This is a genomic window from Streptomyces sp. HUAS 15-9, from assembly GCF_025642155.1.
Lineage (GTDB): Bacteria > Actinomycetota > Actinomycetes > Streptomycetales > Streptomycetaceae > Streptomyces.
On record NZ_CP106798.1, the window covers coordinates 779,335 to 801,178 of the forward strand.

Here is a 21,844-nt window from a genome sequence, read left to right on the forward strand (position 1 = left end):
TGAGATTGTTCCGTCCGGGCCCATCCGGGCCACAGGGGGAGGAAACACCACAGTGAATCGCATGCGCACGTCCGCCACGATCCTGGCCACGGCCGGAATCGTCACCGCCGCTCAGCTCGGCCTCGCGGGAGCCGCGTCCGCGCAGCCCTCGGCGACGAGTTCCGGCTGCCCGATCGACCTCGTCTACCCGAGCCGCTTCTACGTCGACTCGCACGGCTGGGTCACCAACGGCGGCCTGTACTTCGGGCTCAAGAACAAGAGCACGACCAAGAGCTTCTCGAAGGTCACCTTCACGGTCACCGACGTGAAGAACATCCGCTTCGGCAAGGCCAAGCCCACGGGCGGCAAGATCACCAAGAACACGACCAAGGTCGTGTCGGTGTACACCGTGACGCTGAAGAAGAAGGCCAGCCTCGGCATCAAGGTGCCGACGCACCTGCTCAACACCCACTCCTACAAGGTGAAGTTCACCCTGAAGGGCACGGGCTGGAACTGCGCCCCGAACCAGGGGACCTGGGGCAGCTGACCCCCCGGACCGTACGCTGGTGGCCGTGGTCGAGCGCGACGGAACAACGGGCGAGGGGTCGGGCACCGCGGTGTCCCGGCTCACCGGTCGTCCGGTCACCAGTGTGCGGGCGTTGTCGGCGAACCTTGCCGAGGTGATGCTCGATGACGGCCGGGCCGTGATCGCCAAGCGCGGCGATCACGGCCCGGGCGCCGTACGGGCCGAGGTGGCCGGGCTGCGCTGGCTGGCCGCCGCCGGGGCGGTCCGCGTGGCGCAGGTGCTCGGTCACGACGAGCGGTGGATGGTGATCGACCGCGTCCCGGACACACGGCCCGGCGCCGAGGCGGCGCTGCGTTTCGGCCATGAGCTGGCCGCCCTGCACACCGCCGGGGCACCGGCGTTCGGGGCCCCGCCGCCCGACGGCCCCGTGGCGGCGTACATCGGCCTCGCCCCCATGCGCAACGTCCCCGGCACCGACTGGCCGCGCTGGTACGCCGACCACCGCGTGCTGCCGTATCTGCGCGACGCCGTCGACAAGGGCACGATCCGCCCGGGTGAGGCCACCGTCGTCGAGCGCGTCTGCGAGCGGTTGCCGGAGCTCGCCGGACCCGCCGAGCCGCCCGCCCGGCTGCACGGCGACCTGTGGAACGGCAATGTGCTGTGGGGAGCCGACGGTCATGTCTGGCTCATCGACCCGGCCGCGCACGGCGGACACCGCGAGACCGACCTGGCGATGCTCCACCTCTTCGGCTGCCCCCACCTGGACCGCGTCCTGGAGGGCTACCGGCAGGCCGCACCCCTGGCCGGGGGCTGGGAGGAGCGCATCGGCGTGCACCAGCTGTTCCCGCTACTGGTGCACGCGGTGCTGTTCGGCCGGGGATACGCGGAACAGGCCCTCGCCGTCGCCCGACGGGCCGCCGCGGCCTGACCGGACCGAGGGGACCGCCGGCCCACTACTCCCCCGCGTCCGGGAGCTGGATCCGGCCGGACTTGATGTAGCGGGCCAGATTGAGGTGGTCGCCGTGCTCCTCGCGCAGCCCCTCCGCCCACAGCACGCTCTGGGTGCCTTCATGCTTGACCATGCCCGGGCTCACCCCGATCCGGAAGCCACCGGGCACGGGCCTGCCGTCCTTGTAGGGCAGGAAGTCGAGCGGTCCGGGCCCGTCGGAGGCGTACACCGCGCAGTCGGACAGCACCGCCACCGGGTACTGCCCGGTCGTCCGGGCGGTGGTGAGCATCTTGCGGTGCATGTTGATCCGGGCCTTGGAGATGACGGCGGCACGGATGTCCGGGCGCCACGTGGGCCGTTCCAGCGCCGGCCAGCGCTCCCCCGGACGCCATCCGGTGCGGGCCCGCTCACGCAGCTTGCCGATGCCGCCCTTGACCGTGGCCTTGATCGCCGCCAGCACCAGGGCCAGCTGCGGATCCCGGTCCTTGTGGCCGTCCATCGCGGCCAGGAACTCCTCGGGCGTCATGCCGGTGGTCACGCCGAGGTCGGCCATGGTCGCGACGTACGCGTCCCGCAGACGGGTGTACCAGGCGTCCAGGTACGGGCCGTGCTCGGGACGTACGTACGCCTCCAACGGGTCGACCTCGTAGCCGAGTTCCCGCGCGTACGCCACCGTCGGCGTCGCGTACCAGGCCGGGCCGAGCGGCGCGTCGCCGTCCGGGGTGAACGGGCTGGGCAGGCGCGGGTCGAGCCGGATGTGGGAGAGGTCGACCAGCCAGGAGCCGGGCAGCGACGGGTCGAAGGCGGGGTTGTGCGCGTGGACCGGCGCGCCGAGGCCGACGACGGTACGGTTGGCGGCCGCCGCGAAGGCCATGTTGACGTCGATCCCGACGAGGTACGGCCGCATGCACTCCTCGTCGGTCAGCGGCCGGGCCCAGTCGTAGGCCTCCTCGCGCAGCATCTCGGCCGGGGTGCGCTGGTGGAAGCGCGGCAGACGGTCGAGGAGCGGATGGCCGTCGGGGGCCTCGCACGGGGCGCAGTCCACCACCTGGGTCAGCGCGCCCGGGTTCGGGGCGGACACCCACTGGTCGTGGTCGTCCTTCACCGCGCGGGTGGGTGGGTGCAGCGCGGTCATCAGCTCCAGGCCGGTGACGGCGGTGGAGCCGCGCGGGGTGAGGACCCGGGCGGCGTACGTGCCGAGAACACGGGCGAGTTCGACGGGCGGCAGTTCGGCGGCGTCGCCCCAGTGCCGGGCGTCCAGGGCGTGCCAGGAGGGGAGGCAGAGCTGGACGCAGTTGCGCCGGCCGCCCTGTGCGGGCCGGTAGATACGGGCCCAGGGTCCGAATCCGCGCTTGGTGAGCTGCCAGTCGGCCTTCTTCAGCTGCCGTACCACCTTGTGGGACTCCGGGATACGGCCCGCCAGGCGCTCCTCGTCGCTCAGTTCGGCGGGCAGCCCGTAGCGCTCGCAGGCCGCCGCGGTCAGTACGACGAGGGGGTCCGCGTCCTTGCCCGAGCGATGCAGCCGCGGCTGCCCGAGCATCGCCTCGGCCAGCGTCCACTCCACCAGCGCCGGGAGCGACTTCGCGGGCACGTCCAGGACCAGCCCGCCGACGCAGTACGCGTTGACCTCACCTTCGGCCACGTCGACCACGGCAAGGGGGCCGTGCACGAAGCGGGGGTCGGCGGCGTCGGCGGGGGCGGACCTGGGGGCGTTCCGGGAGACACTCCGAGGGGCATTCCTGGGGACTTCGGCCGCCCCCTTCCTCGCGGCCGGACGACGCGATACCGAAGCCGGTCCGCGCCCAGCCGCTCCCGACGCCGGGCGCGCGCCGGCCGACTGCCCGTCAGCCAACCGCCCACGGACCGGCTCACCGTCGGCCGACTGCCCGCCGGTCGACTGCCCGTCGGCCGACTCGCCGCCGGACGGGCCCGCTTCGGCATCGTCCCCGGCGGGCCGCTGCCCTGCGCTCGCGCCACCGGCCGCGCTCCGCCCGGCGGACGGCTGCTCAGCGCCCCCGGGCGCCTGATGCCCGACGGCCACCTCTCCGGCGTCGTCCGCGTCGCGTGACTGCGTTCCGTGCGTGTGCGGGAGTCCGGGATCCGTGCCTGTCGCCGAGGCAGGGGGCGGCGCGGCCGGATAGCGGTGGGCCAGGCCGTCGAGGAGTCTGCGGTAGGCCTGTAGGCGTTCGCCCCTGGGTTCGGCGCGGCCCGCCTCCCAGGCCTGGACGCTCGGCACCCGTACCCCGAGCGCCTGGGCCACGGCGGCCTGTGTCAGCCCGGCCGTCTCGCGCAGCCGCACCCGCTCCGCGGGAGCGGGAAGCACGGTGCCGCCGTCGACGGCGGCGAGCAGTGAGTCGACAGCCGCGAACAGCTCATCGGGCTGGTCCGTCATTTCCACATCCGTCTTTCTACCTGACGCCCTGGCGGATCTCTTCGAGCCGGGTCGTCAGCCGCTGATGGCGCTGCGAGGCGGCCTGGGAGGAGTTCAGGCCCTGGTATCCGGCGATCTGCCGCCAGTCCATGCCGCGGCGCCGCGCCTCCATGACCACCTGGCTCTCCAGCCGGTCCAGTTGGTGGCGCAGATCGTCGAAGAGGCTCAGCGCCGCGCCGACGTCGTCCGCCGTCACCTCCGGCACCGGGGCGTCGGCGGCCCTCAGCAGTCGTCCGAGCAGTGCCGCGTCCCGGGCGAGCCGGTGTGCCGGAGCACCGTCGTCGACGGGATGGTCCCCCAGGGCGGACAGCCGTCGGCGGGCCTCGTCGTCCTGGGCGTCATGTGCCATGCGGGCATGCTATCTCAGCCATCCAACGAAACAACGTTCCGTTGATTTCTTAATGGGACCTTAAATCGGACTGAGATTACTCAGAGTAAGGAAACCAACCAGGCGTTCGATTCGTATAAGTGCATGGAAGCTTTAAAACAGGGAGAGACCATGCAACCGTTCACGCTCAACTACGCGCGCCCCGCAGTGCAGTTGGAAGTCACCGCTCCGTACGCGTACGACTCCGGACTGCAGTTGAACGTGTTCCCCGATGGCCGGATCGCTGCCACCGATCACGCAACGCTAAGAGCGCTGGGGACCACGACCTCCACGGCCGGTTCCAAGACGCACTTCGACGACTGACCGCGGATCCCCACGATGACCGTGCTCATCCTGACTTCCGACGAGGACGTGACGGCGGACATGGTGGTCCTCCGGCTCAACGAGGCCGGTGTGCCCGTGGTCCGACTCGATCCCGCCGATCTCACCAGCCGGGTCGCCCTCTCGGGCGAGTATGTGCAGGGCGTCAGCCGTGGACACCTGTCCATCGCGGGCCGGCTGGTGAGCATGAACGGTCTGCGCTCCATCTGGGTGCGCAGGCCGGGGGTCGCGGCCGCCCGGGCCGCGCATCCGACCGCCTGGCTGACCGAGGAGTCCTCCCAGGCGCTGTACGGCATGCTGCGCTCCACCGACGCCCGCTGGATGAACCACCCCGACGCCGCCCGCCGGGCCCGGCACAAGCCCTGGCAGCTGAAGCTGGCCCAGCGCAGCGGACTGCCGGTGCCCGCGACCCTGATCACGACCTTTCCGCAGGCGGCCCGGGAGTTCGCGGAGCGCTTCCCGGACCTGGTGGTCAAGCCTGTCTCCGGCGCGCATCCGCAGGAGCCGCCCCGGGCGGTGCCGACCAGCCGGGTAGCGCCGGACACCGACTTCTCGGCCGTCGCCTTCGGGCCGACCCTGCTGCAGCGACGGGTCACGAAGCGCGCCGACATACGGCTCACCGTCGTCGGCGACCGGCTGCTCGCAGCCCGTAAGCCGGTGGCCCCGGACGCCGACCCCGACGACGTGGACGTGCGCTTCGCCCCGTCCGCCTCCCCCTGGGTCCCCGTGGACGTGCCCCCACGTACCGCGGAGGCCGTCCGCACCTATATGAAGCGGGCCGAGATCGCCTACGGGGCCTTCGACTTCGCGGAGGACGCCGACGGGATCTGGTGGTTCCTGGAGTGCAACCAGTCCGGCCAGTTCGGCTTCGTGGAGATGGACACCGGTCAGCCGATCGCCCGCTCCATCGCGCAGTGGCTCGCGCAGGACACCGAACCGGTACGGTCGTACGTCAACGGCGGCAGGACAACGGCCCCTTGACGGCACCGGCGACGACATCAGGAAGGGGCCACCGCATGCGCGTGGGGCTGCTCGGGACCGGACCGTGGGCGCAGGCGGCGTACGCCCCCGCGCTGAGCGGGCACGGTGAACTGGACTTCGCCGGGGTGTGGGGCCGCCGTCCCGAGGCCGCCTCGGCGTTGGCCGAGCAGTACGGCACGCGTGCGTACGACGACGTGGACGCCCTGCTCGACGAGGTGGACGCGGTGGCCGTGGCGCTGCCGCCGACCGTGCAGGCGGACCTGGCGGTGCGCGCGGCCCGGGCGCGCTGTCATCTGCTGCTGGACAAACCGCTCGCCCTGGAGGTCGCCGACGGGCGGGCGGTGGTCGAGGCGGCCGAGCGGGCCGGTGTCGCCTCCGTGGTCTTCTTCACCACACGGTTCCAGCGGGAGCCGCAGACCTGGATCGACGAACAGGCCGCCGTCGCGGGCTGGTTCACCGCCCGGGCGGAATGGCTCGGCGCGGTGTTCACCAGCGACAGCCCGTTCGCCGCCTCGCCCTGGCGCCACGCGAAGGGCGCGCTGTGGGACGTGGGCCCGCACGCGCTGTCCGTGCTCCTGCCGGTCCTCGGCGACGTCCGCGAGGTGACGGCCGCGGCCAACGGTCCCGGGGACACCGTCCATCTCGTCCTCGACCATGTCACCGGCACGTCGAGCACCCTGACCCTGAGCCTCACCTCCCCGCCCGCGGCGGCCGGGGCGGCGGTCGAACTCCGGGGCGAGGCGGGAGCGACCCTTCTGCCGCGCAGCTCGGAAGGCGCGGTCCCGGCCCTCACCCGAGCCGCCGACGCCCTCCTCACGGCCGCCCGCACGGGCCGCCCGCACTCCTGCGACGCGACGTTCGGCCTGCGGGTCACCGAGATACTCGCGACAGCCGAGGCCCGCCTCAACGGCGGGACCACCTAGGCCGCGTCCGTTTGTGGGGCCGGGGGCGAACCTCCCCGACAGCCAGGCGAAGTCCATGTCGTCGATCAGGATCTCGAAGCCGACCGGAACGTGGCGAGCTCCCGGACGACCGGGTACCCGGCCCTGGTGAAATGCGCGGACATCGGGAAGTTGGTCTGGTCGGTGGCGGCGGCGATGCACTCGGCTCCCCGCTCGACCAGGAAGTGGGAGCACTCCGCGAGGAGGTCGTAGGCGTAGCCGTGACCGCGTTGTTCCGGCAGGACGCCGATGAAACCGACGCACGGCCCCGAAGGATTGTGCGCGGGGACATGGATGCCGACCGGTTCTCCCTGAGGCGTGCGGGCGACCTGCCACCACTGGCGCGGTGAGGGGCACCGCCGGAAGAAGTCGAGCTCCTGCCGGGCGGCCCGGTCCACTCCCCCTTCCTCGACGGCCCTGCGGGCGTGGGCGTCCAGAGTGACGGAGTGGATGCGGCGCAGCGCGTCGAAGAACACCATGTCGTCGGGCTCCGGGCCGAAGACCAGCCGGCCGGGCCGCTCGGGGAGGCCGCACTCCGGTGTCCACCGGTACACGAAGCGCTCCGCGAGGAGCTCGTATCCCGCCTTCCGCGCGGCGGTGAAGCGCGTCTCGGCGGCGGCACGCAGCAGGGGATCGGCGCGCCGGCCGCTCGGCAGGTTCAGCTCCAGGCCGTCGACCCGCCAGGGCGCGGTACGCAGCAGCTCGGCCCCCGCGTCCTCCTCGCCCTCGGTCACGTCGAAGAAGTCGACGGTGAGCGGCTCGGGGTCGTCGGGGCCGCCCCACCAGGCGCCCCGCGCCACCACCGTGCCGTCGCGCAGGGCGACGCGCTTCCAGTCGGGGCGGTGCCGGGCCGACCGGTACGCCTCACGCGTGCGCAGCGGGTCGGGCATGGTGTCGAAGACATGGGCGGTGCTCTCGTCGAGCGCGCGGATGACCGGACGGGTCATGGATTCCTCCGGGACGCACAGGGCGTGGAGCGCTCCCGGTCAGGTCAGATGTGGCACACCCGGGTGACGGGAAGGGAGCGCTGGATGGTCGTGGAGCTCATGGCACTCGCCTCCTTCCGTCCGGTCGTCGGGCGTGGTGCCACACGGTAAGCGGGCGCGTACGCATGCGTCCATCGCTTTCTCGCGGGCGGGCCCGGGACCGGGTGGGGGCGTAACTTGGGCTTGTGAGGACGGTGGGCGGGCGCTGGTCGCGCCAGTACCGGGACGAGCGCAGCTGGCTGCGGGGCGCTCCGCCGCCGCGGTGGGTGCGGGTGCTGCCCGTCGTCCTGCTCGTGGCCGTCGTCGTGATCACTGTCAGCAGTCACGACTACCTCGACCTGGGGTTCCTGCTGGGCGCGATCCCGCCGCTGGCCGTCCTGTCGTACGGTCCGCTGGCCACCGCGCTGCTCGGGGCCATGGTCATCGTGGTGCTGCACATACCGGCCACCCATCTGAACCGGCCGGGCGACGCCGATCTGCTCACCATCAGCTTCGTCGCCGTACTGAGTGTGTTCGTGTCCTATGTGCGAAGTCACCGGGACGCCCAGCTGGTCACGGAGCGGACGGTCGCCGAGGTGGTGCAGCGTGCCGTCGCGCCGCCGCTTCCGGAGCGGGTCGGGAGGATCAGGTGCACGGGGCTGTACCGGGCCGCCCAGCACGGGACGCTGGTCGGCGGGGACTTCTTCGACGTGCGTGACGGGCGGTACGGTGTCCGGGCGGTGATGGGCGATGTGCAGGGCCACGGGCTGTCGGCCGTGGCGACGGTGGTGTCACTGCTCGGCGCCTTCCGGGAGGCGGTGCTCGACCAGCCCGACCTGGAGTCGGTGGCGGCCCGCATGGACCGCAGACTGACGGTGGACTCGGCGGGGGTGCGGCACACCGAGCTGTTCGCCACCGCGATGCTGCTGGAGTTCTCCGGCGACGCCCGCTCGGTACGGATCGTGGCCTGCGGGCATCCGCCTCCGCTGCTGCTGCACGACGGGCGGGTCCGCGAGGTCGGCGTCGAGTCGGGCACTCCTCTGGGGCTCGGCCTCGTCGGTGTCGATCCGCCCAAGGAGGTCACGGTGGCGCTCGCACCGGGCGACCGGCTGTTCCTGGCGTCCGACGGAGTGTGGGAGGCACGGGACGACTCCGGCGACTTCTATCCGCTGCCCGAGCGGCTCGCGGAGCTGGCCCACGACCGCTCGGCCGCGCTGACCGACCTGGTCTGGTCGGATCTCGTACGGCACTGCGGCACCATCCGGGACGACACGACGATGCTCGTCCTAGCCCCCGACCTGCGCTGAGCTTCGTCCACGGCGTGGTCCGGCGGATCGAGGGCGTACGGCAGGTCCAGTCCAACCCGTACTTCGCCATCGACACCCCGAATCCGTGCTTGATTTTCGAAAATCGAGCATGAAACGCCAGGGCGCGCCACCCCTTCCGCCAGGTGCATCCATCTACCAGCATGCATATCCGGTGTTGGCGTGACGTCGCACGAAGTGCCCGGTGACAGACGCCGCGCCCGCGCCCGTGTCAGGCCAGCGGAGATCACCCGGAGCGGTGCATGATGAACCCGATGTGGATGCAGGGCGTGGAATGGCTGGCCGCGGCGGCGGCGAACCCCCGGGCGTGCAAATGGGAATGGGACCACGGTGAGGGCGTCGCACTGCTGGAGGCCGGACGCTTCTGGGACGTGCTGAGCGTTCCCGACCGGCTCGGTCTGCTCACCCTGGACCTGCTGTGGCGGCCCTCGCTGCCCGTTCCCGGGCCGACTCTGGTGGACACCGTGGTGCGCCGGGTCGGCTTCTTCCTGCCGCCCGACCCGTCGGGGCAGTGGGTCGGCGCCGGGCTGCGCTACGCGACCAAGGGCTCCTGGGTCGCCGTACCGCCGCCGTACCGGTCGGCCCGCTCGCTGGAGTGGCTGATCCCGCCCGACGGAACCGGCTCGCTGCACGGGCCCGGCACGCTGGAGATGGCGCTGCGCCAGGCCAACGGCACGCTTGCGGTCCTCGGGCCACAGGCCGACCGATAGCGACAGCGCCTCACAGACGCCCGGCCCCGGGCCGGATGCGCACCGGAAGTCCGGCGAGGAAGGTCCACTTCAGGTCGGGGTCGGCCGGCACGGACCGCCCTTCGGCGCGCCACTCCGCGACGAGCTGCGCGTAGATCGGCTCACGGGTCCGCAGTGCGGCGGTCGGCCGTGGGGGGCGGGGCGCGGCGGGTTCCGGGTTCTGTGAGCGCCGGAACGCGACGGAGGTTCGGTCCATGCCGGAGCAACGCGTGCGGTGCGCCGGTGGTACGCACGCACCCCGGCGCTCACCGGGTGGGGTGAGTGCGCCGCCCGATCGGGGCACCCGTCGGTACGACAAGCATCCGGAACGACAGGTGCCCCGGTCCGGTCGGCACGACGGGTGCCACGGCCCGGTCAGCAGATCCTCGGCAGCTGCTCCCCCAGGGGCATGTCGACGACCCGGGTGCCCCCGAGGCCGGTGCGGGCGACCACCATCCCGGGGTGCTCGCGCACCGCCTCGCCGATGATCCTCGCCTCCTGGCCCAGCGGATGTGCCCGCATCGCGTCCAGGACGGCGTCGGCGTGCTCACGCGGCACGAAGGCCACGAGCTTGCCCTCGTTGGCGACATAGAAGGGGTCCAGGCCCAGTACCGCACAGGCGTTGGCCACCTCCGGCGGGACCGGGACGTCCCGCTCGGTGACGACCACGCCCGTCCCCGAGGCGGCCGCGATCTCGCCCAGCGAGGCCGCGAGTCCGCCGCGGGTGGGGTCGCGCAGCACATGCAGATCCGGGGTGACGGCGAGCATGGTCTCGACGAGACCGCCGAGCGCGGCGCAGTCGCTCACGATCTCCACCCCGAACTCCAGACCCTCGCGCACGCTCATGATGGCCACGCCGTGCACCCCGATCGCACCGCTGACGATCACGACGTCGCCGGGGACGACCCGTTGCGGCCGCAGGTCGACGCCCGCCGGGACAAGGCCGATGCCGGCGGTGTTGAGGTAGATCCCGTCGCCGTGGCCGGCCTCCACCACCTTGGTGTCGCCGGTCGCCACCTCGACGCCCGCGGTCCGCGCGGCCGCACCGAGCGCCTCGGCGACCCGTGAGACGGTCTCCATCTCCACGCCCTCCTCCAGGATGAATCCGCAGGAGAGGTAGGCGGCCCGGGCCCCGCTCATCGCGAGGTCGTTGACCGTGCCGTTGACCGCGAGGTCGCCGATGCTGCCGCCGGGGAAGAACAGGGGTCGTACGACGAAGGAGTCGGTGGAGAAGGCCAGACGCACACCGCCGAGCGAGAGCGCGGCCGCGTCGCCCATCTGAGCGAGGACCTCGCCCCCGAAGGCGGGCGCGAACACATGCTGGACCAGTTCGGCGGAGAGCGTGCCGCCACCGCCGTGCCCCATCACGATCCGGGGCTGGTCGCGCAGCGGGGCCGGGCAGGTCCATCCGGTCAGGTCCAGGGTGTCGGAGGTGCTGTCAGGCAACGGGGCTCGCCTCCCGGGCCGCGGGGGTGATGTCCAGACGCCGGTACAGGTAGTACGCGGCACAGGCGCCCTCGCTGGAGACCATGGTGGCTCCGAGCGGGGTGCGGGGGGTGCAGCGGGTGCCGAACACCTCGCACTCGTGCGGCTTGAGCAGTCCCTGCAGGACCTCACCGCTGCGGCACTCGGCCGGCTCACAGGTGCGGATGCCGTCGACGGCGAACCGCGACTCGGCGTCGTACTCACGGTACTTGGCGGACAGCCGCCACCCGCTGTCGGGAATCACGCCGATGCCCCGCCAGGCGCGGTCGGTGACCTCGAAGACGTCCTCCAGCATGGCGCGCGCGGCCGGGTTCCCCTCGGCGCGGACGGCACGGGGGTAGGCGTTGTCGACGGTGTGCTCACCGCGCTCCAGCTGCGCCACGGTCCGGCGCACGCCCTCCAGGATGTCGAGCGGCTCGAAGCCGGTCACGACGATCGGGACGCGGTGGCGCTCCGCCAGCTCCGGATACTCGTCCATACCCATCACGGTGCACACGTGCCCGGCGGCCAGGAAGCCCTGCACCCGGCAGCTCGGGGAACGCATGATCGCCTCGATGGCGGGGGGCACGCGGACGTGCGAGACCAGCAGGCTGAAGTTGCGGATGCCGAGCTTGCGGGCCTGGTGGACCGTCATGGCGTTGGGCGGTGCGGTCGTCTCGAAGCCGATGCCGAAGAACACCACCTGGCGGTCCGGGTTCTGCTGGGCGATCCGCAGGGCGTCGAGCGGAGAGTAGACGACCCGTACGTCGCCGCCCTCGCCGCGCACCTGGAACAGGTCCCGTCCGGTGCCGGGCACCCGGAGCATGTCGCCGAAAGAACAGAAGATCACCTCCGGCCGGGAGGCGATCTCCAGGGCCTTGTCGATGACCTCGAGCGGGGTCACACACACGGGACAGCCCGGACCGTGGATCAACTCCACCTGCTCGGGCAGGAGTTGGTCGATGCCATGACGGATGATGGAGTGCGTCTGCCCGCCGCAGACCTCCATCAGCGCCCAGGGCCTGGTCACGGTGGCGTGGATCTCGTCGAGGAGCCGCCGCGCGAGCGCCGGGTCCTGGAACTCGTCGATGTACTTCACTTGCGCGCCTCCTCGGCGACGTGCGTCGCTCCCGTGCCCGCGGCGGCTTCCCAGGGATCGCCGAACTCCTCCTGAAGCATGCCGAGTTCGGTGAAGAGTTCGAGCGTCTGCCGGGCCGACTCCTCGTCGAGCCGTTGCAGCGCGAACCCGACGTGCACGATGGCGTACTCGCCGACCCGCAGGTCGGGCAGGTACTCAAGGCACACCTCCTTGACCACACCGCCGAAGTCGACGGTGGCCAACCGGGTGCCGTCGCGCTCCTCGATGTCCAGGACCTTGCCGGGTACCGCCAGGCACATGGGCCTCTCCTCGCTGTGGGGTGGTTCGTCAGTCGGGGACCGTGGTGCGCGCGGCCACCATCAACTGGCCGAGGGCCAGACCGCCGTCGCCCGGCGGGACCAGGTGGTGGCGCAGCACCGTGAAGCCGTCCGCGTCCAGTGCCGTCGTACAGGCAGAGGAGAGCGGGGAGTTGAGGAACACTCCGCCGGTCAGGGCGACCGTGTCCACTCCGTGCCGCTCCCGCGCCCGCAGGCAGACGCGGTGGACGAGATCGGCGACGGCCCGGTGGAAGCGGGCCGCCACCCGCGCCGGAGCGACACCCGCGCGCAGATCGGCCACGATCGCCGAGAGGACGGGCGCCGGGTCGGCCCGCACCGGCTCGCCGTCCAGCAGCGCGAAGGCGTAGCAGGCGGTGTCCTCGCGGGGTGACTGAAGGGACGCGGCCTCCAGTTCGACGGCCGCCTGGGCCTCGTACCCGGCCAGTTGGCACACCCCCGCGAGCGACGACACGGCATCGAAGAGCCGGCCCATGCTGGAGGTGGGAACGCAGTTCAGGTTCCGCTCCAACTGTCTTGTCAAGAGCGGGAGTTCAGCCGGAGGGCAGTGCGCCACACAGGCCAGGTCGGCGGACCAGTCGATCCCGGCGGCGCGCAGATGCGCGAGGGCCATGCGGTAGGGCCGGTGCACCGCGGCGTCTGCGCCGGGCAGCGGTACGTAGGCGAGGTGTCCGAAGCGGGTGAAGCCGTCGTAGTCCGCGAGCAGGAACTCCCCGCCCCACACGGCCCCGTCGTCGCCGTAGCCGGTGCCGTCGAAGGCGACGCCGAGCACCGGCCGGCTGCCGTCCAGTCCGTGTTCGGCCATCGTGGAGGCCACATGGGCGTGATGGTGCTGAACGCGGACGACGGGCCGGCCGTCGGCGTTCCTGGTCGCCCACCGGGCGGAGCGGTAACCGGGGTGCCGGTCGGCGGCCAGCAGAGCGGGCCGTACCGGGGTGATCGACTGCAACTGCCCCACCGCACGTTCGAAGGCCCGCTGGGTGGCCAGGTCGTCCATGTCGCCGATGTGCGCCGACAGCCAGGCCCTGCGCCCCTCGCCGAGGCAGAGGGTGTTCTTCAGGTCGCCGCCGACCGCGAGGGCAGGCTGCACGGGGACGGGGAGGTCGAGGGGCAGGGGCGCGTAGCCGCGGGCGCGGCGCACGATGAGGGGCTTGCCGTCGCACACGCGCACCACGGAGTCGTCGCACGGCACATGGATCGGCCGGTCGTGGGTGAGCCAGGCGTCGGCGAGCGGGGCCAACCGCTCCAGCGCCTCCGCGTCGTCGGTGACGATCGGCTCGCCGGAGACATTGCCGCTGGTCATGACGAGCAGCCGGGTGCCCTCGGGGTCGCCGGGCAGGCCGAACAGGAGGTGGTGCAGCGGGGTGTACGGCAGCATGACGCCGAGGTCGGGGCTGCCGGGGGCGACGGACTTCGCCGGCCAGGCATGAACGGCCCCGGTGTGTGCGCGGCGGCGCAGCAGGACGATCGGGCGGCAGGCGCCGGTGAGCAGAGCGCGCTCCTCGGCGTCGAGACTCACGAGGTGCTCGATGTCGTCCAGGCTCCGGACCATCACGGCGAACGGCTTGTCGCCCCTGGACTTCCGGTCGCGCAGCAGGGCGACCGCGCCGGGGTCGGTGGCGTCGCAGGCGAGGTGGTAACCGCCGAGTCCCTTGACCGCGACGATGGCACCGCGCGCCAGCAGGGCGCGGGCCTCGGCGACCGGGTCGGCCGTGGTGACCGGGACCGGCCGGCCTCCGGATTCGGATGCGCGCACCAGCAGTCGCAGCCGGGGCCCGCAGGACGGGCAGGCGACCGGCTGGGCGTGGAAGCGTCGGTCGGCGGGATCGACGTACTCGCGGGCGCAGTCGGGGCACATCGGGAAGCCGGCCATCGTGGTCTGTGCGCGGTCGTAGGGCAGGCCGGTGACGATCGTGAACCGCGGTCCGCAGTGGGTGCAGTTGACGAAGGGGTGCCGGTGGCGCCGGTCGGCGGGATCGGCCAGCTCGCGCAGACACTCCGCGCAGGTCGCCGTGTCCGGGGGGATCAGCGTGCCGGCGGGTCCGGCCGCGCGCGAGACGAGGATGGTGAATCCGCTCTCGCCGAGGGCGGGCACGTCCTGGTGGTCGACCATGTCCACGCGGGCCAGCGGCGGTGCGTTTGGTGCGATCCGGGCGCAGAACCGGGCGACCGCCTCGGGCGCGCCCTCGACCTCCGCCACGACGCCTTCCGGGGTGTTGGTCACGTGCCCGGACAGGTCCAGTGCGGTGGCTAGGGTGAAGACGTACGGCCGGAAGCCGACCCCCTGCACCACACCGCGCACGGTGACCCGGCGGCGCAGGCGGGTGAGGCCTTCGACTTCGAGAGACGGGGGCAGGAGGCTCACGATCGGGACGGGGCCGTGGCGTGGTCGTGGTGATGGTGGTGATGGGGCTGACGGGCCATCACGGGACTGTGCGGCGGGGCGCCCTCCGCGGCCGCCAGGGCCCGGTCCAGCAGGGCGCCGAGCCCCTGGTTGCCGCGCACCGAGGTCAGCAGCACCTCGACACCGGGATTGACCCGCTCGACGTTCGCGCGGAAGGCGGCCTCGTCGAAGCCGACCGCCTCGGCGATGTCGGTCTTGGTGACCACGACCAGATGGGCCAGGCCGAAGGCGGTGGGGTACTTCAGCGGCTTGTCCTCGCCCTCCGTCACGGAGGCCAGTACGACGCGGAGCGCCTCCCCGAGGTCGTAGGAGGCGGGACAGACCAGGTTGCCCACGTTCTCCACGAACAGCAGCCGGGTCGGCTCGGGCAGCCATCCGTCCAGGTGCCGGGCGAGCATCTGGGCCTCCAGGTGGCACAGCCCGTCGGTGAGGACCTGCTTGACCGGGACGCCCGAACGCGCCAGCCGTGCCGCGTCGTTCTCGGTGGCGAGGTCGGCTGTGAGCGCCGCGACCGGCACGGACCGCTCGCGCGCCAGCGTCAACTCGTGCTCCAGCAAAGCGGTCTTGCCGCTGCCGGGGCTGGAGAGCAGGTTGACGACCGTCGTGCCGCGGGCTGTCAGTTCGGCGCGCAGGGCGTGCGCGGCCTCGTCGTTGTGGGCGAGGACCGCCTGTTGCAGATCGAGCACACGGCACATGGTTCAGCGCTCCTCGACGATCGGTTCGCGGGTGGCCGCGGGTGCGCCGCCGTCGTCCCACCGCACGCTGGTGACGCGCAGTTCACGGCCCGACAGCAGCTCGGTGGTCCCGCCGGCGCACCGCGGGCAGGTCAGCGAGGGCGGCATGCCGACGGCCCATTCGTGCGCGCAGGGTGCGCAGCGCGCCCGCCCCGGGACGGTGTCGGTGACCAGTTCGGCGCCCTCGAGGACGGTGCCGACACAGGCCAGTTCGAAGCAGAAGGACAGGGAGTCGGCCACGACACCGGCGAGTTCACCCACCTCGAGGCGCACCGAACGCACGGCGGTGACGTCCCCGGCCCGCTCGGCCGCTTCCTCCACCTGTCCGATCACCGCCAGCGCGATGGACATCTCGTGCATCGGTCTCCGTCCTGGCGCGTGATGTGCGCGCCGGTCACCGGCCCCCATTACAGGCGCGGCGGCACGGGCGGGCGGCTCGGCACGCCGTCGCCACCCGGGCACGTACGCCGTTCGCCGCAACGTGTCGCCGGGCGGACGGGGCGGTGTCTCACATGCGGCTGATCTTCAGGTAGCGCCTGATGTCGGGCAGCGACTGCACGACCAGGGCCGCGATGGCGGCGGACAGCACTCCGAGCGCGATGTTCTTCTTCATCGTGTCTCTCCTAGGGTGACGGCTTCGGCGGTCCGGGGTCGCGCCCCGGGCTCCGGGGGCGCGGCCAGTAGCTCTTCGATCAGCCGGACGGCCCGCGGTACGGCGTCGGAGACCGGCCCGCTGAGACCGATCCCCTCCTCCACGCAGGCCGGTTCGCAGCCCACGACCAGGGTGCGGCGCGGGGGCCGGCCGCCGGTTCCGGCGCACAGGGTGCCGAGCAGGGCGAGCACGGCGTCGGGGGTCATCCGGTGGCCGTCGAGCGGGGCGTGCTCCGTGCCGTACGCGCCGATGTCGTCGTGCTCGATCACATACAGGGTGCCGGGGGCTTCGCCGCGGGCCGTGGCGTCCACCAGGATCAGGGTGTCGTAGCCGTCGAGGAGTTGGTAGGCGAGGTGCACGCCCCGCACTCCGATGTCCACGGCCTCGACGCGGCCGGGGAGTTCACGTCCCGCGAGGACGCGCACGGTCTCCACGCCGAAGCCGTCGTCGCCGAGGAAGATGTTCCCGATGCCCGCGACGAGAACCCGGCCGTCACGGCCCCGCTCCGGGGAGTGACTCATACGTCGTCCTCCAGGGGGGTCAGTTCATCGGGCTGGAAGTACAGATAGCGGCCCTGTTCGCGGCGCAGGTCGGCGCCGGGGTCGCCGTTCACCGTCACCGCGAGGTGCACTCCGCCGTCCACGTCGTGCAGCACGGCCTCGACCGTCGCGGTGCGCCCGCGCAGGAACAGGTCCTGGGCGTCGGTGCGGCGCAGGCCGGGGTTCAGGACGACCCGGCTGCCGGCTCCCATCGGCCGCCCGCCGACCGTGACCCGGTCGCGGGCGGGGTCGAAGCCGGCGTCGGCCGCCGGGTCCCACCAGGGCTTGTCGGGCTGTGGTACGCCGTGTTCGTCGGGGAAGCCGTCGGCGGGCGCGGGCCGTGTCACCTCGCGCAGGCCGCGCACGGTGCCGTGCAGGCGCTCCAGTACCTCCGGGGGGAGCGAGTCGGCCAGGTCGATCACGGCGGCGGCCCGCTCGTCGGTGCCCCGTGCCTCGCGCTTCTCCTCGTCGGTGAGGGCGGCGGTGCGCAGGGCGAGGATCTCGTCGATCTCGGTGGCGTCGTACAGGGCGCCGGGGCTTTCGGGCGCGATGGCCGGGTGGTCCTCCAGGATGATGGGTGAGGACAGGACGACGTCGGCGCGGCCGGGTTCGCCCGCGAGCACCGGCCAGGTGTGCAGATTGCGGCAGGAGGCGATCGCGGCCTTCGCCCACTCGGGGGGACCGGTCATCGACAGGAACGACCCCTGGCTCAGCGCCATCAGGAGGTGGGCGGCCACGAGGGAGCGCGGGAGTGCCGCGTCCCGGTCGGCCGCGTGTCCGGACGGCGGCAGCCAGGTGCTGGTGTTCTCGGCGACCGCGGTGAGCCGCACGACCTGGTAGGGCCCGTCGAGTTCGCGCGCCGACAGGCGCAGGATTCCGCCGAGTTCCTCGTAGCGGCGGATCGTACGGCCGACGGTGCGGCCGTTCTCGTCGAGGACGGGCTCGCTGTCCTCGCCCGCGGGGCGGTCGAAGGCGATGGTGACGTCTTTGGCGAGGAGGTCCGCGACCGCCACGACGGCCTCGACGCGTTCCTCGACGCCCTCGTCCCAGGGGACCAGGACCCGGTCGGTGAGCCGGAGTTCGGGGACCGTCTCGAACCCGCCGTCCGCAAGCACCCGTTGGACCGTGCGCCGACGCGCGCGCAGGAAACGCAGTTCGACGGCGAGGGTGGCGCCCGACCGGGGTTCCATCAGGCACTCGGTGTGCTGGAAGGCGTGCTCCTCGCACTCGGCGCCCCAGGCGGGCGGCACCAGCACACCGAACTGCCAGCGCAGCCGGTTCTTCGCGGAGGAGGCTCGGTACGGGTAGAGCACATAGCCCTCGAAGAGCACGGCGTCGGCCACCTGCCGGGCGAGGGCGAGCCGTGCCTCGGTCTCGGGCGCGAACGTGGTCACGCTCACGAAGCGGTCCTTCCGGTGATGACGGCGCCGGTGACGGACGCACTCCGGGTCTCGTCCAGCAGGGCCCGTACGGTCGCCTCCCAGGACGGCAGTGCCCTGCGTGAGCGGAAGGCGAGCAGGGCGACCATGGTGTCGCGGGGCAGCCGGATCCAGGCGCAGCCGGGGAAGTGCTGCTCGACCATCTCGCGCCAGGTCGCGACGGGCATCCGGAACGTCGCCTCCCGGTCCCAGGGGACGGGTTCGACGCGGAAGCCGCCCTGTCCGGTGAAGGCGGTACCGGAGAAGAGCATCAGCAGCGGTACCTCGCCGCCGCTCAGGGCGTCGAGGTAGCGGGTCGCGGCGATGTCCATGTCGTAGGTGCAGGGCACCACCAGGTCCACCTCGGTCTCCCGGGTGAAGCCCGTGACCATGAGCGGGACCTGTGCGAACTGCACCGGCTGGAGGGTGCTGCCCCACCGGGAGCGCTCGCCGAAGAGGTCGCTGAGCGCCTCGGCCTCGGCACCGTCGTAGCCGCGCCTGGCGGGCTCGATGCGGAGCTGGCAGTTCAGCAGGAGGGCGTGCACCGGTTCGTCGTCGGGTTTGGTGATGCGCAGCCGGAACACCAGGGTGGGTCCGGCGGCGTAGCGGTCCGCGCGTACGCCGGTGCAGGCGAAGGACAGTGCGGTCACGGCCGGTCCTCCTCGCCGACGGGCCGGGCGAGAGTCGCGACCCGTGCGAAGAACGCGTCCAGGGCGGCGCGGGCCTCGGCCCCGCCGTCGAAGCCCTGCCACAACAGGCGCATCCGCCCGACCAGTTCGTAGCAGATGTCGATCGGTACGAGATGGCACTCGACACGGGCCTCGGTGCGGCGCAGCAGGAGTGCCTCGACGTCCGGTTCGAGCAGCCGGGCGAGTTCAGTGGCGGCGAGGACTCCCGTCCAGGCCTCCGGTTCGAGCTCGCTCTCGGTGGCGCCGGCCGGGCTCGGGTAGAGGGCCACCAGCCGGTCGAGTGCGGTGTTGCGGAAGAAGAAGGCGACACCGACCGGGATGCGCAGTGTGTCCCAGGCGTTGTCGTCGAGGCGGTGGTCGGGGTCGCTGAGGTAGCGGGCCGGGACCGGCCGGAAGCGGCCCGCGCCGGCGCCCGGCCGCTCCATCAGCAGGAAGCAGGACGGGCAGGCGCACACCAGCGCCCGCTGCTCGGTGTCCACGAGGTGGCGGTGCTCTCCCTCGGCGACGACGACCGAGCACAGTCCGCACCGTTCGGGCCGCGGCGGGCGTTCGGTGAGGAATCTGCGCAGGCCGGACGCCGGGGCCGACGTCGCGGTCATCCGCGGGCCCCGGGCCGGGTGCCGATCTGGAGCAGCGCGGGCTCGGCCGGGGCGTCGGCGCTGCGCACCTCGACGGCCGTGACCTCCGGTACGAAGCAGGTGAGGGCGTCCTCGGCCGCCTGCCGCACCGCCGACTCGGTGGCGGCACAGCCGCAGCCCACGCCGGCCGCCGCCCGCAGCCGGAGCGTGCCCGTGGGCTCGTCGAAGTCCTCGACCTCCAGGCCCTGGTCCGGGACGGTGGCCAGGGCACGGGCGATGCGGGCCTCCCGGTTCTCGGGGTGGAGGTCGTGCAGCACCAGCAGGCCGGCCACGAGTTCGTCGCCGAGCAGGGCCTCGACGGGGGCGCCCGCGGACAGCAGGTCCACGATCCGGGCGAGCCCTGCGCCGTAGAACTCCATGAGGGACCGCACCAGTTCCTCCGCCGCGGCGACCGCGGTGGTGTCGCCGGTGGCGGCCAGGCGGTCGAGGACGTCCTCGATCCGCCGCCCGGCCTCTTCCGCGCTCATCGGGCGCGTGGCGGCGGCCGCCGTGGGCGCGCTCATCCGCCCAGTCCGCTCAGGCCGGTGGGCACGTGCATCTTCTGCACGGTCCTGCCGCCGCCGACGTACATGTGGACACCGCAGGGCAGACAGGGGTCGAAGCTGCGCACGGTGCGCATGATGTCGATGCCCTTGAAGTTCTCCGGGGAGTTCTCCTCGAAGATAGGGGTGTTCTGCACGGCGTCCTCGTACGGGCCGGGTGTGCCGTAGGAGTCCCGGACGCTGGCGTTCCACGGGGTGGGCGGGTAGGGGTGGTAGTTGGCGATCTTGCCGTCGCGGATCACCATGTGGTGGGAGAGGACACCGCGGACCGCCTCGGTGAAGCCGACGCCGATGCTCTCGTCGGGGACCTCGAACTTCTCCCAGGTCTGGGTGCGTCCGGCGCGGACCTCGTCCAGGGCCTGTTCGGCGAAGTGCAGGGCGAGGGCGGCGGTGTAGGCCTGGAAGTAGGTGCGCGCGCGGTTGCGTTCGAGCGCGTTGCTCCACTGCGGGATCTTCCACTCGAAGGTGGTCTCGGGCTTGGTCATGGTGCGCGGCAGGTTGATGATCACGCTGTGGCCGGTGGACTTGACGCCGCCGGTGTCGACGAGTCCGGCCAGGGCGGTGGTCCACAGGCGGGCGATGGGGCCGCCGCCGGTGTCCAGGGCGAGGTGGTCCTTGCCGTCGAACCAGCGCGGGGACATGACCCAGCTGTACTTGTCGTCGAAGTCCCGCTTCTGCGGGGCCGGGATGGTGTGCTGGTTCCAGGGGTGGCGCGGGTCGACCGGGTTGCCGAGCGGGTCGTGGGTGACGAAGAGGTCCTTGCCCTCCCAGTCCTCGTAGTACGAGCTGCCCAGCAGGATGCGGATGCCCAGGTTGATCTGGGTGAGGTCGGTGGTGATCAGCTTGCCGTCGACGACGATGCCGGGGGTGACGAACATCCGCCGGCCCCAGTCGGTCATGTTGGCGTAGGTGAAGTCGCAGTACTCGGGGTCGTTGAGCGCTCCCCAGCAGCCGAGCAGGACCCGGCGGCGGCCGACCTCCTCGTAGCCGGGCATGGCCTCGTAGAAGAAGTCGAAGAGGTCGTCGTGGAGCGGGACGACCCGCTTCATGAACTCGACGTAGCGCATCAGACGGCTGAGGTAGTCCGTGAAGAGCTGGACGGAGGCGTTGGTGCCGACGCCGCCGGGGTAGAGCGTGGAGGGGTGGACGTGGCGACCCTCCATCAGGCAGAACATCTCGCGGGTGTAGCGGCTGACCTGGAGCGCCTCACGGTAGAACTCGCCCTCGAGGGGGTTGAGGGACCGCATGATGTCGGCGATGGTGCGGTAGCCGTGCTCCGCGGCGTGCGGGGCCTCGGTGCGCTCGGCGAGTTCGAGGACGCCGGGGTTGGTCTCCTTGACCATCTTCTCGCAGTAGTCGACCCCGACCAGGTTCTCCTGGAAGATGTTGTGGTCGAACATGTACTCGGCGGCCTCGCCGAGGTTGATGACCCACTCGCCGAGGTGCGGGGGCTTCACGCCGTAGGCCATGTTCTGCGTGTACACCGAGCAGGTGGCGTGGTTGTCGCCGCAGATGCCGCAGATGCGGCTGGTGATGAAGTGGGCGTCGCGCGGGTCCTTGCCCCGCATGAAGACGCTGTAGCCGCGGAAGACCGACGAGGTGCTGTAGCACTCGGCGACCCGCTTCTGCTTGAAGTCGATCTTCGTATGGATGCCCAGGCTGCCCACGATCCGGGTGATCGGGTCCCAGGACATCTCCATCAGGCCGCTGCCGTCGCCGGCCGCCTTGGTCTTCGGGGTCATGGTCTGTGTGGTGTCCTTCGTGTGCCGGGGGTCGGAAGGTGGGCGGGGGTGGGG

The 21,844-nt window shown here is 72.1% G+C and carries 24 protein-coding genes; 7 read left to right on the forward strand and 17 right to left on the reverse strand.

All coding sequences use genetic code 11. From position 1 onward, the window contains the following. Positions 1-61: 61 nt before the first annotated feature. Both N8I87_RS03495 and N8I87_RS03500 read left to right on the forward strand, forming a co-directional pair. Positions 62-526: a hypothetical protein gene (locus N8I87_RS03495; RefSeq protein ID WP_263205307.1), complete on the forward strand. Its 465-nt coding sequence runs from the start codon at positions 62-64 to the stop codon at positions 524-526. 25 nt (positions 527-551) lie between these two features. Next, positions 552-1,433, forward strand: coding sequence for a fructosamine kinase family protein (locus N8I87_RS03500; protein ID WP_263205309.1), 882 nt, complete (start codon positions 552-554; stop codon positions 1,431-1,433). A gap of 25 nt (positions 1,434-1,458) precedes the next feature. Here the strand turns inward: N8I87_RS03500 and tap are convergent, their stop codons facing one another. Further along, positions 1,459-3,846, reverse strand: coding sequence for a telomere-associated protein Tap (gene tap / locus N8I87_RS03505; protein WP_263205311.1), 2,388 nt, complete (start codon positions 3,844-3,846; stop codon positions 1,459-1,461). Between the two features lie 16 nt (positions 3,847-3,862). Further along, entirely contained in the window at positions 3,863-4,234 is a 372-nt protein-coding gene (locus N8I87_RS03510) for a hypothetical protein (RefSeq protein ID WP_263205314.1), read from the reverse strand. A gap of 150 nt (positions 4,235-4,384) precedes the next feature. Between N8I87_RS03510 and tgmA the strand changes: the two genes are divergently transcribed. Genes tgmA through N8I87_RS03525 form a run of 3 tightly spaced genes read left to right on the forward strand, consistent with a single transcriptional unit; the run spans position 4,385 to position 6,498 of the window. After that, complete coding sequence (gene tgmA / locus N8I87_RS03515; RefSeq protein WP_263205316.1) at positions 4,385-4,576, forward strand: putative ATP-grasp-modified RiPP; 192 nt, start codon at positions 4,385-4,387, stop codon at positions 4,574-4,576. Between the two features lie 15 nt (positions 4,577-4,591). Further along, on the forward strand, positions 4,592-5,575 hold the full coding sequence (tgmB, locus tag N8I87_RS03520) for an ATP-grasp ribosomal peptide maturase (protein ID WP_263205318.1): 984 nt from the start codon (positions 4,592-4,594) through the stop codon (positions 5,573-5,575). A gap of 35 nt (positions 5,576-5,610) precedes the next feature. Continuing rightward, positions 5,611-6,498 carry a Gfo/Idh/MocA family protein gene (locus N8I87_RS03525; RefSeq protein WP_263205320.1) on the forward strand — a complete coding sequence of 296 codons (888 nt, stop codon included), beginning with the start codon at positions 5,611-5,613 and terminating at the stop codon, positions 6,496-6,498. A gap of 65 nt (positions 6,499-6,563) precedes the next feature. Here the strand turns inward: N8I87_RS03525 and N8I87_RS03530 are convergent, their stop codons facing one another. After that, positions 6,564-7,463, reverse strand: a complete 900-nt coding sequence (locus N8I87_RS03530; RefSeq protein WP_263205321.1) for a GNAT family N-acetyltransferase — start codon at positions 7,461-7,463, stop codon at positions 6,564-6,566. A 224-nt stretch (positions 7,464-7,687) separates the two neighbouring features. Here N8I87_RS03530 and N8I87_RS03535 point away from each other — a divergent pair, with 224 nt between their 5' ends. After that, positions 7,688-8,788 (forward strand): PP2C family protein-serine/threonine phosphatase, encoded by a 1,101-nt coding sequence (locus N8I87_RS03535; RefSeq protein ID WP_263205323.1) that lies wholly within the window; start codon positions 7,688-7,690, stop codon positions 8,786-8,788. Between the two features lie 260 nt (positions 8,789-9,048). Next, positions 9,049-9,516, forward strand: a complete 468-nt coding sequence (locus tag N8I87_RS03540) for a hypothetical protein (protein ID WP_263205325.1) — start codon at positions 9,049-9,051, stop codon at positions 9,514-9,516. Positions 9,517-9,526: 10 nt separating this feature from the next. On the opposite strand, the gene N8I87_RS03545 is transcribed toward N8I87_RS03540, so the two are convergent. The 14 genes from N8I87_RS03545 to N8I87_RS03605 form a co-directional block, all read right to left on the reverse strand. Continuing rightward, on the reverse strand, positions 9,527-9,751 hold the full coding sequence (locus tag N8I87_RS03545) for a hypothetical protein (protein ID WP_263205326.1): 225 nt from the start codon (positions 9,749-9,751) through the stop codon (positions 9,527-9,529). Between the two features lie 158 nt (positions 9,752-9,909). Continuing rightward, positions 9,910-10,980, reverse strand: a complete 1,071-nt coding sequence (gene hypE / locus N8I87_RS03550) for a hydrogenase expression/formation protein HypE (protein WP_317633444.1) — start codon at positions 10,978-10,980, stop codon at positions 9,910-9,912. Further along, a complete protein-coding gene (gene hypD, locus N8I87_RS03555; protein ID WP_263205328.1) occupies positions 10,973-12,097 on the reverse strand; it encodes a hydrogenase formation protein HypD in 1,125 nt (374 codons plus the stop codon). Before hypD ends, hypE begins: the two co-directional genes overlap by 8 nt. Beyond that, positions 12,094-12,396: a HypC/HybG/HupF family hydrogenase formation chaperone gene (locus N8I87_RS03560; protein WP_263205329.1), complete on the reverse strand. Its 303-nt coding sequence runs from the start codon at positions 12,394-12,396 to the stop codon at positions 12,094-12,096. The genes hypD and N8I87_RS03560 overlap by 4 nt, the downstream gene beginning before the upstream one ends. A 28-nt stretch (positions 12,397-12,424) precedes the next feature. After that, complete coding sequence (gene hypF / locus N8I87_RS03565; RefSeq protein WP_263205331.1) at positions 12,425-14,797, reverse strand: carbamoyltransferase HypF; 2,373 nt, start codon at positions 14,795-14,797, stop codon at positions 12,425-12,427. Continuing rightward, positions 14,794-15,531, reverse strand: a complete 738-nt coding sequence (gene hypB, locus N8I87_RS03570) for a hydrogenase nickel incorporation protein HypB (protein ID WP_263205333.1) — start codon at positions 15,529-15,531, stop codon at positions 14,794-14,796. Before hypB ends, hypF begins: the two co-directional genes overlap by 4 nt. Before the next feature lie 3 nt (positions 15,532-15,534). Next, a complete protein-coding gene (locus N8I87_RS03575; protein ID WP_263205334.1) occupies positions 15,535-15,930 on the reverse strand; it encodes a hydrogenase maturation nickel metallochaperone HypA/HybF in 396 nt (131 codons plus the stop codon). A gap of 148 nt (positions 15,931-16,078) precedes the next feature. After that, on the reverse strand, positions 16,079-16,183 hold the full coding sequence (locus N8I87_RS44265) for a DUF6893 family small protein (RefSeq protein WP_390709632.1): 105 nt from the start codon (positions 16,181-16,183) through the stop codon (positions 16,079-16,081). Further along, complete coding sequence (locus N8I87_RS03580; protein WP_263205338.1) at positions 16,180-16,743, reverse strand: hydrogenase maturation protease; 564 nt, start codon at positions 16,741-16,743, stop codon at positions 16,180-16,182. The genes N8I87_RS44265 and N8I87_RS03580 overlap by 4 nt, the downstream gene beginning before the upstream one ends. Beyond that, positions 16,740-18,161 carry a hypothetical protein gene (locus tag N8I87_RS03585; protein WP_263205340.1) on the reverse strand — a complete coding sequence of 474 codons (1,422 nt, stop codon included), beginning with the start codon at positions 18,159-18,161 and terminating at the stop codon, positions 16,740-16,742. Before N8I87_RS03585 ends, N8I87_RS03580 begins: the two co-directional genes overlap by 4 nt. After that, positions 18,158-18,829: a DUF6084 family protein gene (locus N8I87_RS03590; RefSeq protein WP_263205341.1), complete on the reverse strand. Its 672-nt coding sequence runs from the start codon at positions 18,827-18,829 to the stop codon at positions 18,158-18,160. The genes N8I87_RS03585 and N8I87_RS03590 overlap by 4 nt, the downstream gene beginning before the upstream one ends. Beyond that, entirely contained in the window at positions 18,826-19,467 is a 642-nt protein-coding gene (locus N8I87_RS03595) for a DUF5947 family protein (RefSeq protein WP_263205344.1), read from the reverse strand. Before N8I87_RS03595 ends, N8I87_RS03590 begins: the two co-directional genes overlap by 4 nt. Continuing rightward, the gene (locus tag N8I87_RS03600) at positions 19,464-20,009 is read right to left on the reverse strand and encodes a NifU-related iron-sulfur-binding protein (protein WP_263205347.1); all 546 of its coding nucleotides are present in this window, start codon (positions 20,007-20,009) and stop codon (positions 19,464-19,466) included. The genes N8I87_RS03595 and N8I87_RS03600 overlap by 4 nt, the downstream gene beginning before the upstream one ends. After that, the gene (locus N8I87_RS03605) at positions 20,006-21,790 is read right to left on the reverse strand and encodes a nickel-dependent hydrogenase large subunit (RefSeq protein ID WP_263205348.1); all 1,785 of its coding nucleotides are present in this window, start codon (positions 21,788-21,790) and stop codon (positions 20,006-20,008) included. Before N8I87_RS03605 ends, N8I87_RS03600 begins: the two co-directional genes overlap by 4 nt. Positions 21,791-21,844 lie beyond the last annotated feature (54 nt).

Coding starts and splice junctions, on each gene's coding strand:
- tgmA (WP_263205316.1), top strand. CDS start 4,385: ATGCAACCGTTCACGCTCAACTACGCGCGCCCCGCAGTGCAGTTGGAA.
- N8I87_RS44265 (WP_390709632.1), bottom strand. CDS start 16,183: ATGAAGAAGAACATCGCGCTCGGAGTGCTGTCCGCCGCCATCGCGGCC.
- N8I87_RS03525 (WP_263205320.1), top strand. CDS start 5,611: ATGCGCGTGGGGCTGCTCGGGACCGGACCGTGGGCGCAGGCGGCGTAC.
- tap (WP_263205311.1), bottom strand. CDS start 3,846: ATGACGGACCAGCCCGATGAGCTGTTCGCGGCTGTCGACTCACTGCTC.
- N8I87_RS03595 (WP_263205344.1), bottom strand. CDS start 19,467: ATGACCGCGACGTCGGCCCCGGCGTCCGGCCTGCGCAGATTCCTCACC.
- N8I87_RS03495 (WP_263205307.1), top strand. CDS start 62: ATGCGCACGTCCGCCACGATCCTGGCCACGGCCGGAATCGTCACCGCC.
- N8I87_RS03575 (WP_263205334.1), bottom strand. CDS start 15,930: ATGCACGAGATGTCCATCGCGCTGGCGGTGATCGGACAGGTGGAGGAA.
- N8I87_RS03580 (WP_263205338.1), bottom strand. CDS start 16,743: ATGAGTCACTCCCCGGAGCGGGGCCGTGACGGCCGGGTTCTCGTCGCG.
- N8I87_RS03510 (WP_263205314.1), bottom strand. CDS start 4,234: ATGGCACATGACGCCCAGGACGACGAGGCCCGCCGACGGCTGTCCGCC.
- N8I87_RS03540 (WP_263205325.1), top strand. CDS start 9,049: ATGATGAACCCGATGTGGATGCAGGGCGTGGAATGGCTGGCCGCGGCG.
- N8I87_RS03530 (WP_263205321.1), bottom strand. CDS start 7,463: ATGACCCGTCCGGTCATCCGCGCGCTCGACGAGAGCACCGCCCATGTC.
- N8I87_RS03545 (WP_263205326.1), bottom strand. CDS start 9,751: ATGGACCGAACCTCCGTCGCGTTCCGGCGCTCACAGAACCCGGAACCC.
- tgmB (WP_263205318.1), top strand. CDS start 4,592: ATGACCGTGCTCATCCTGACTTCCGACGAGGACGTGACGGCGGACATG.
- N8I87_RS03605 (WP_263205348.1), bottom strand. CDS start 21,790: ATGACCCCGAAGACCAAGGCGGCCGGCGACGGCAGCGGCCTGATGGAG.
- hypB (WP_263205333.1), bottom strand. CDS start 15,531: ATGTGCCGTGTGCTCGATCTGCAACAGGCGGTCCTCGCCCACAACGAC.
- N8I87_RS03600 (WP_263205347.1), bottom strand. CDS start 20,009: ATGAGCGCGCCCACGGCGGCCGCCGCCACGCGCCCGATGAGCGCGGAA.
- N8I87_RS03560 (WP_263205329.1), bottom strand. CDS start 12,396: ATGTGCCTGGCGGTACCCGGCAAGGTCCTGGACATCGAGGAGCGCGAC.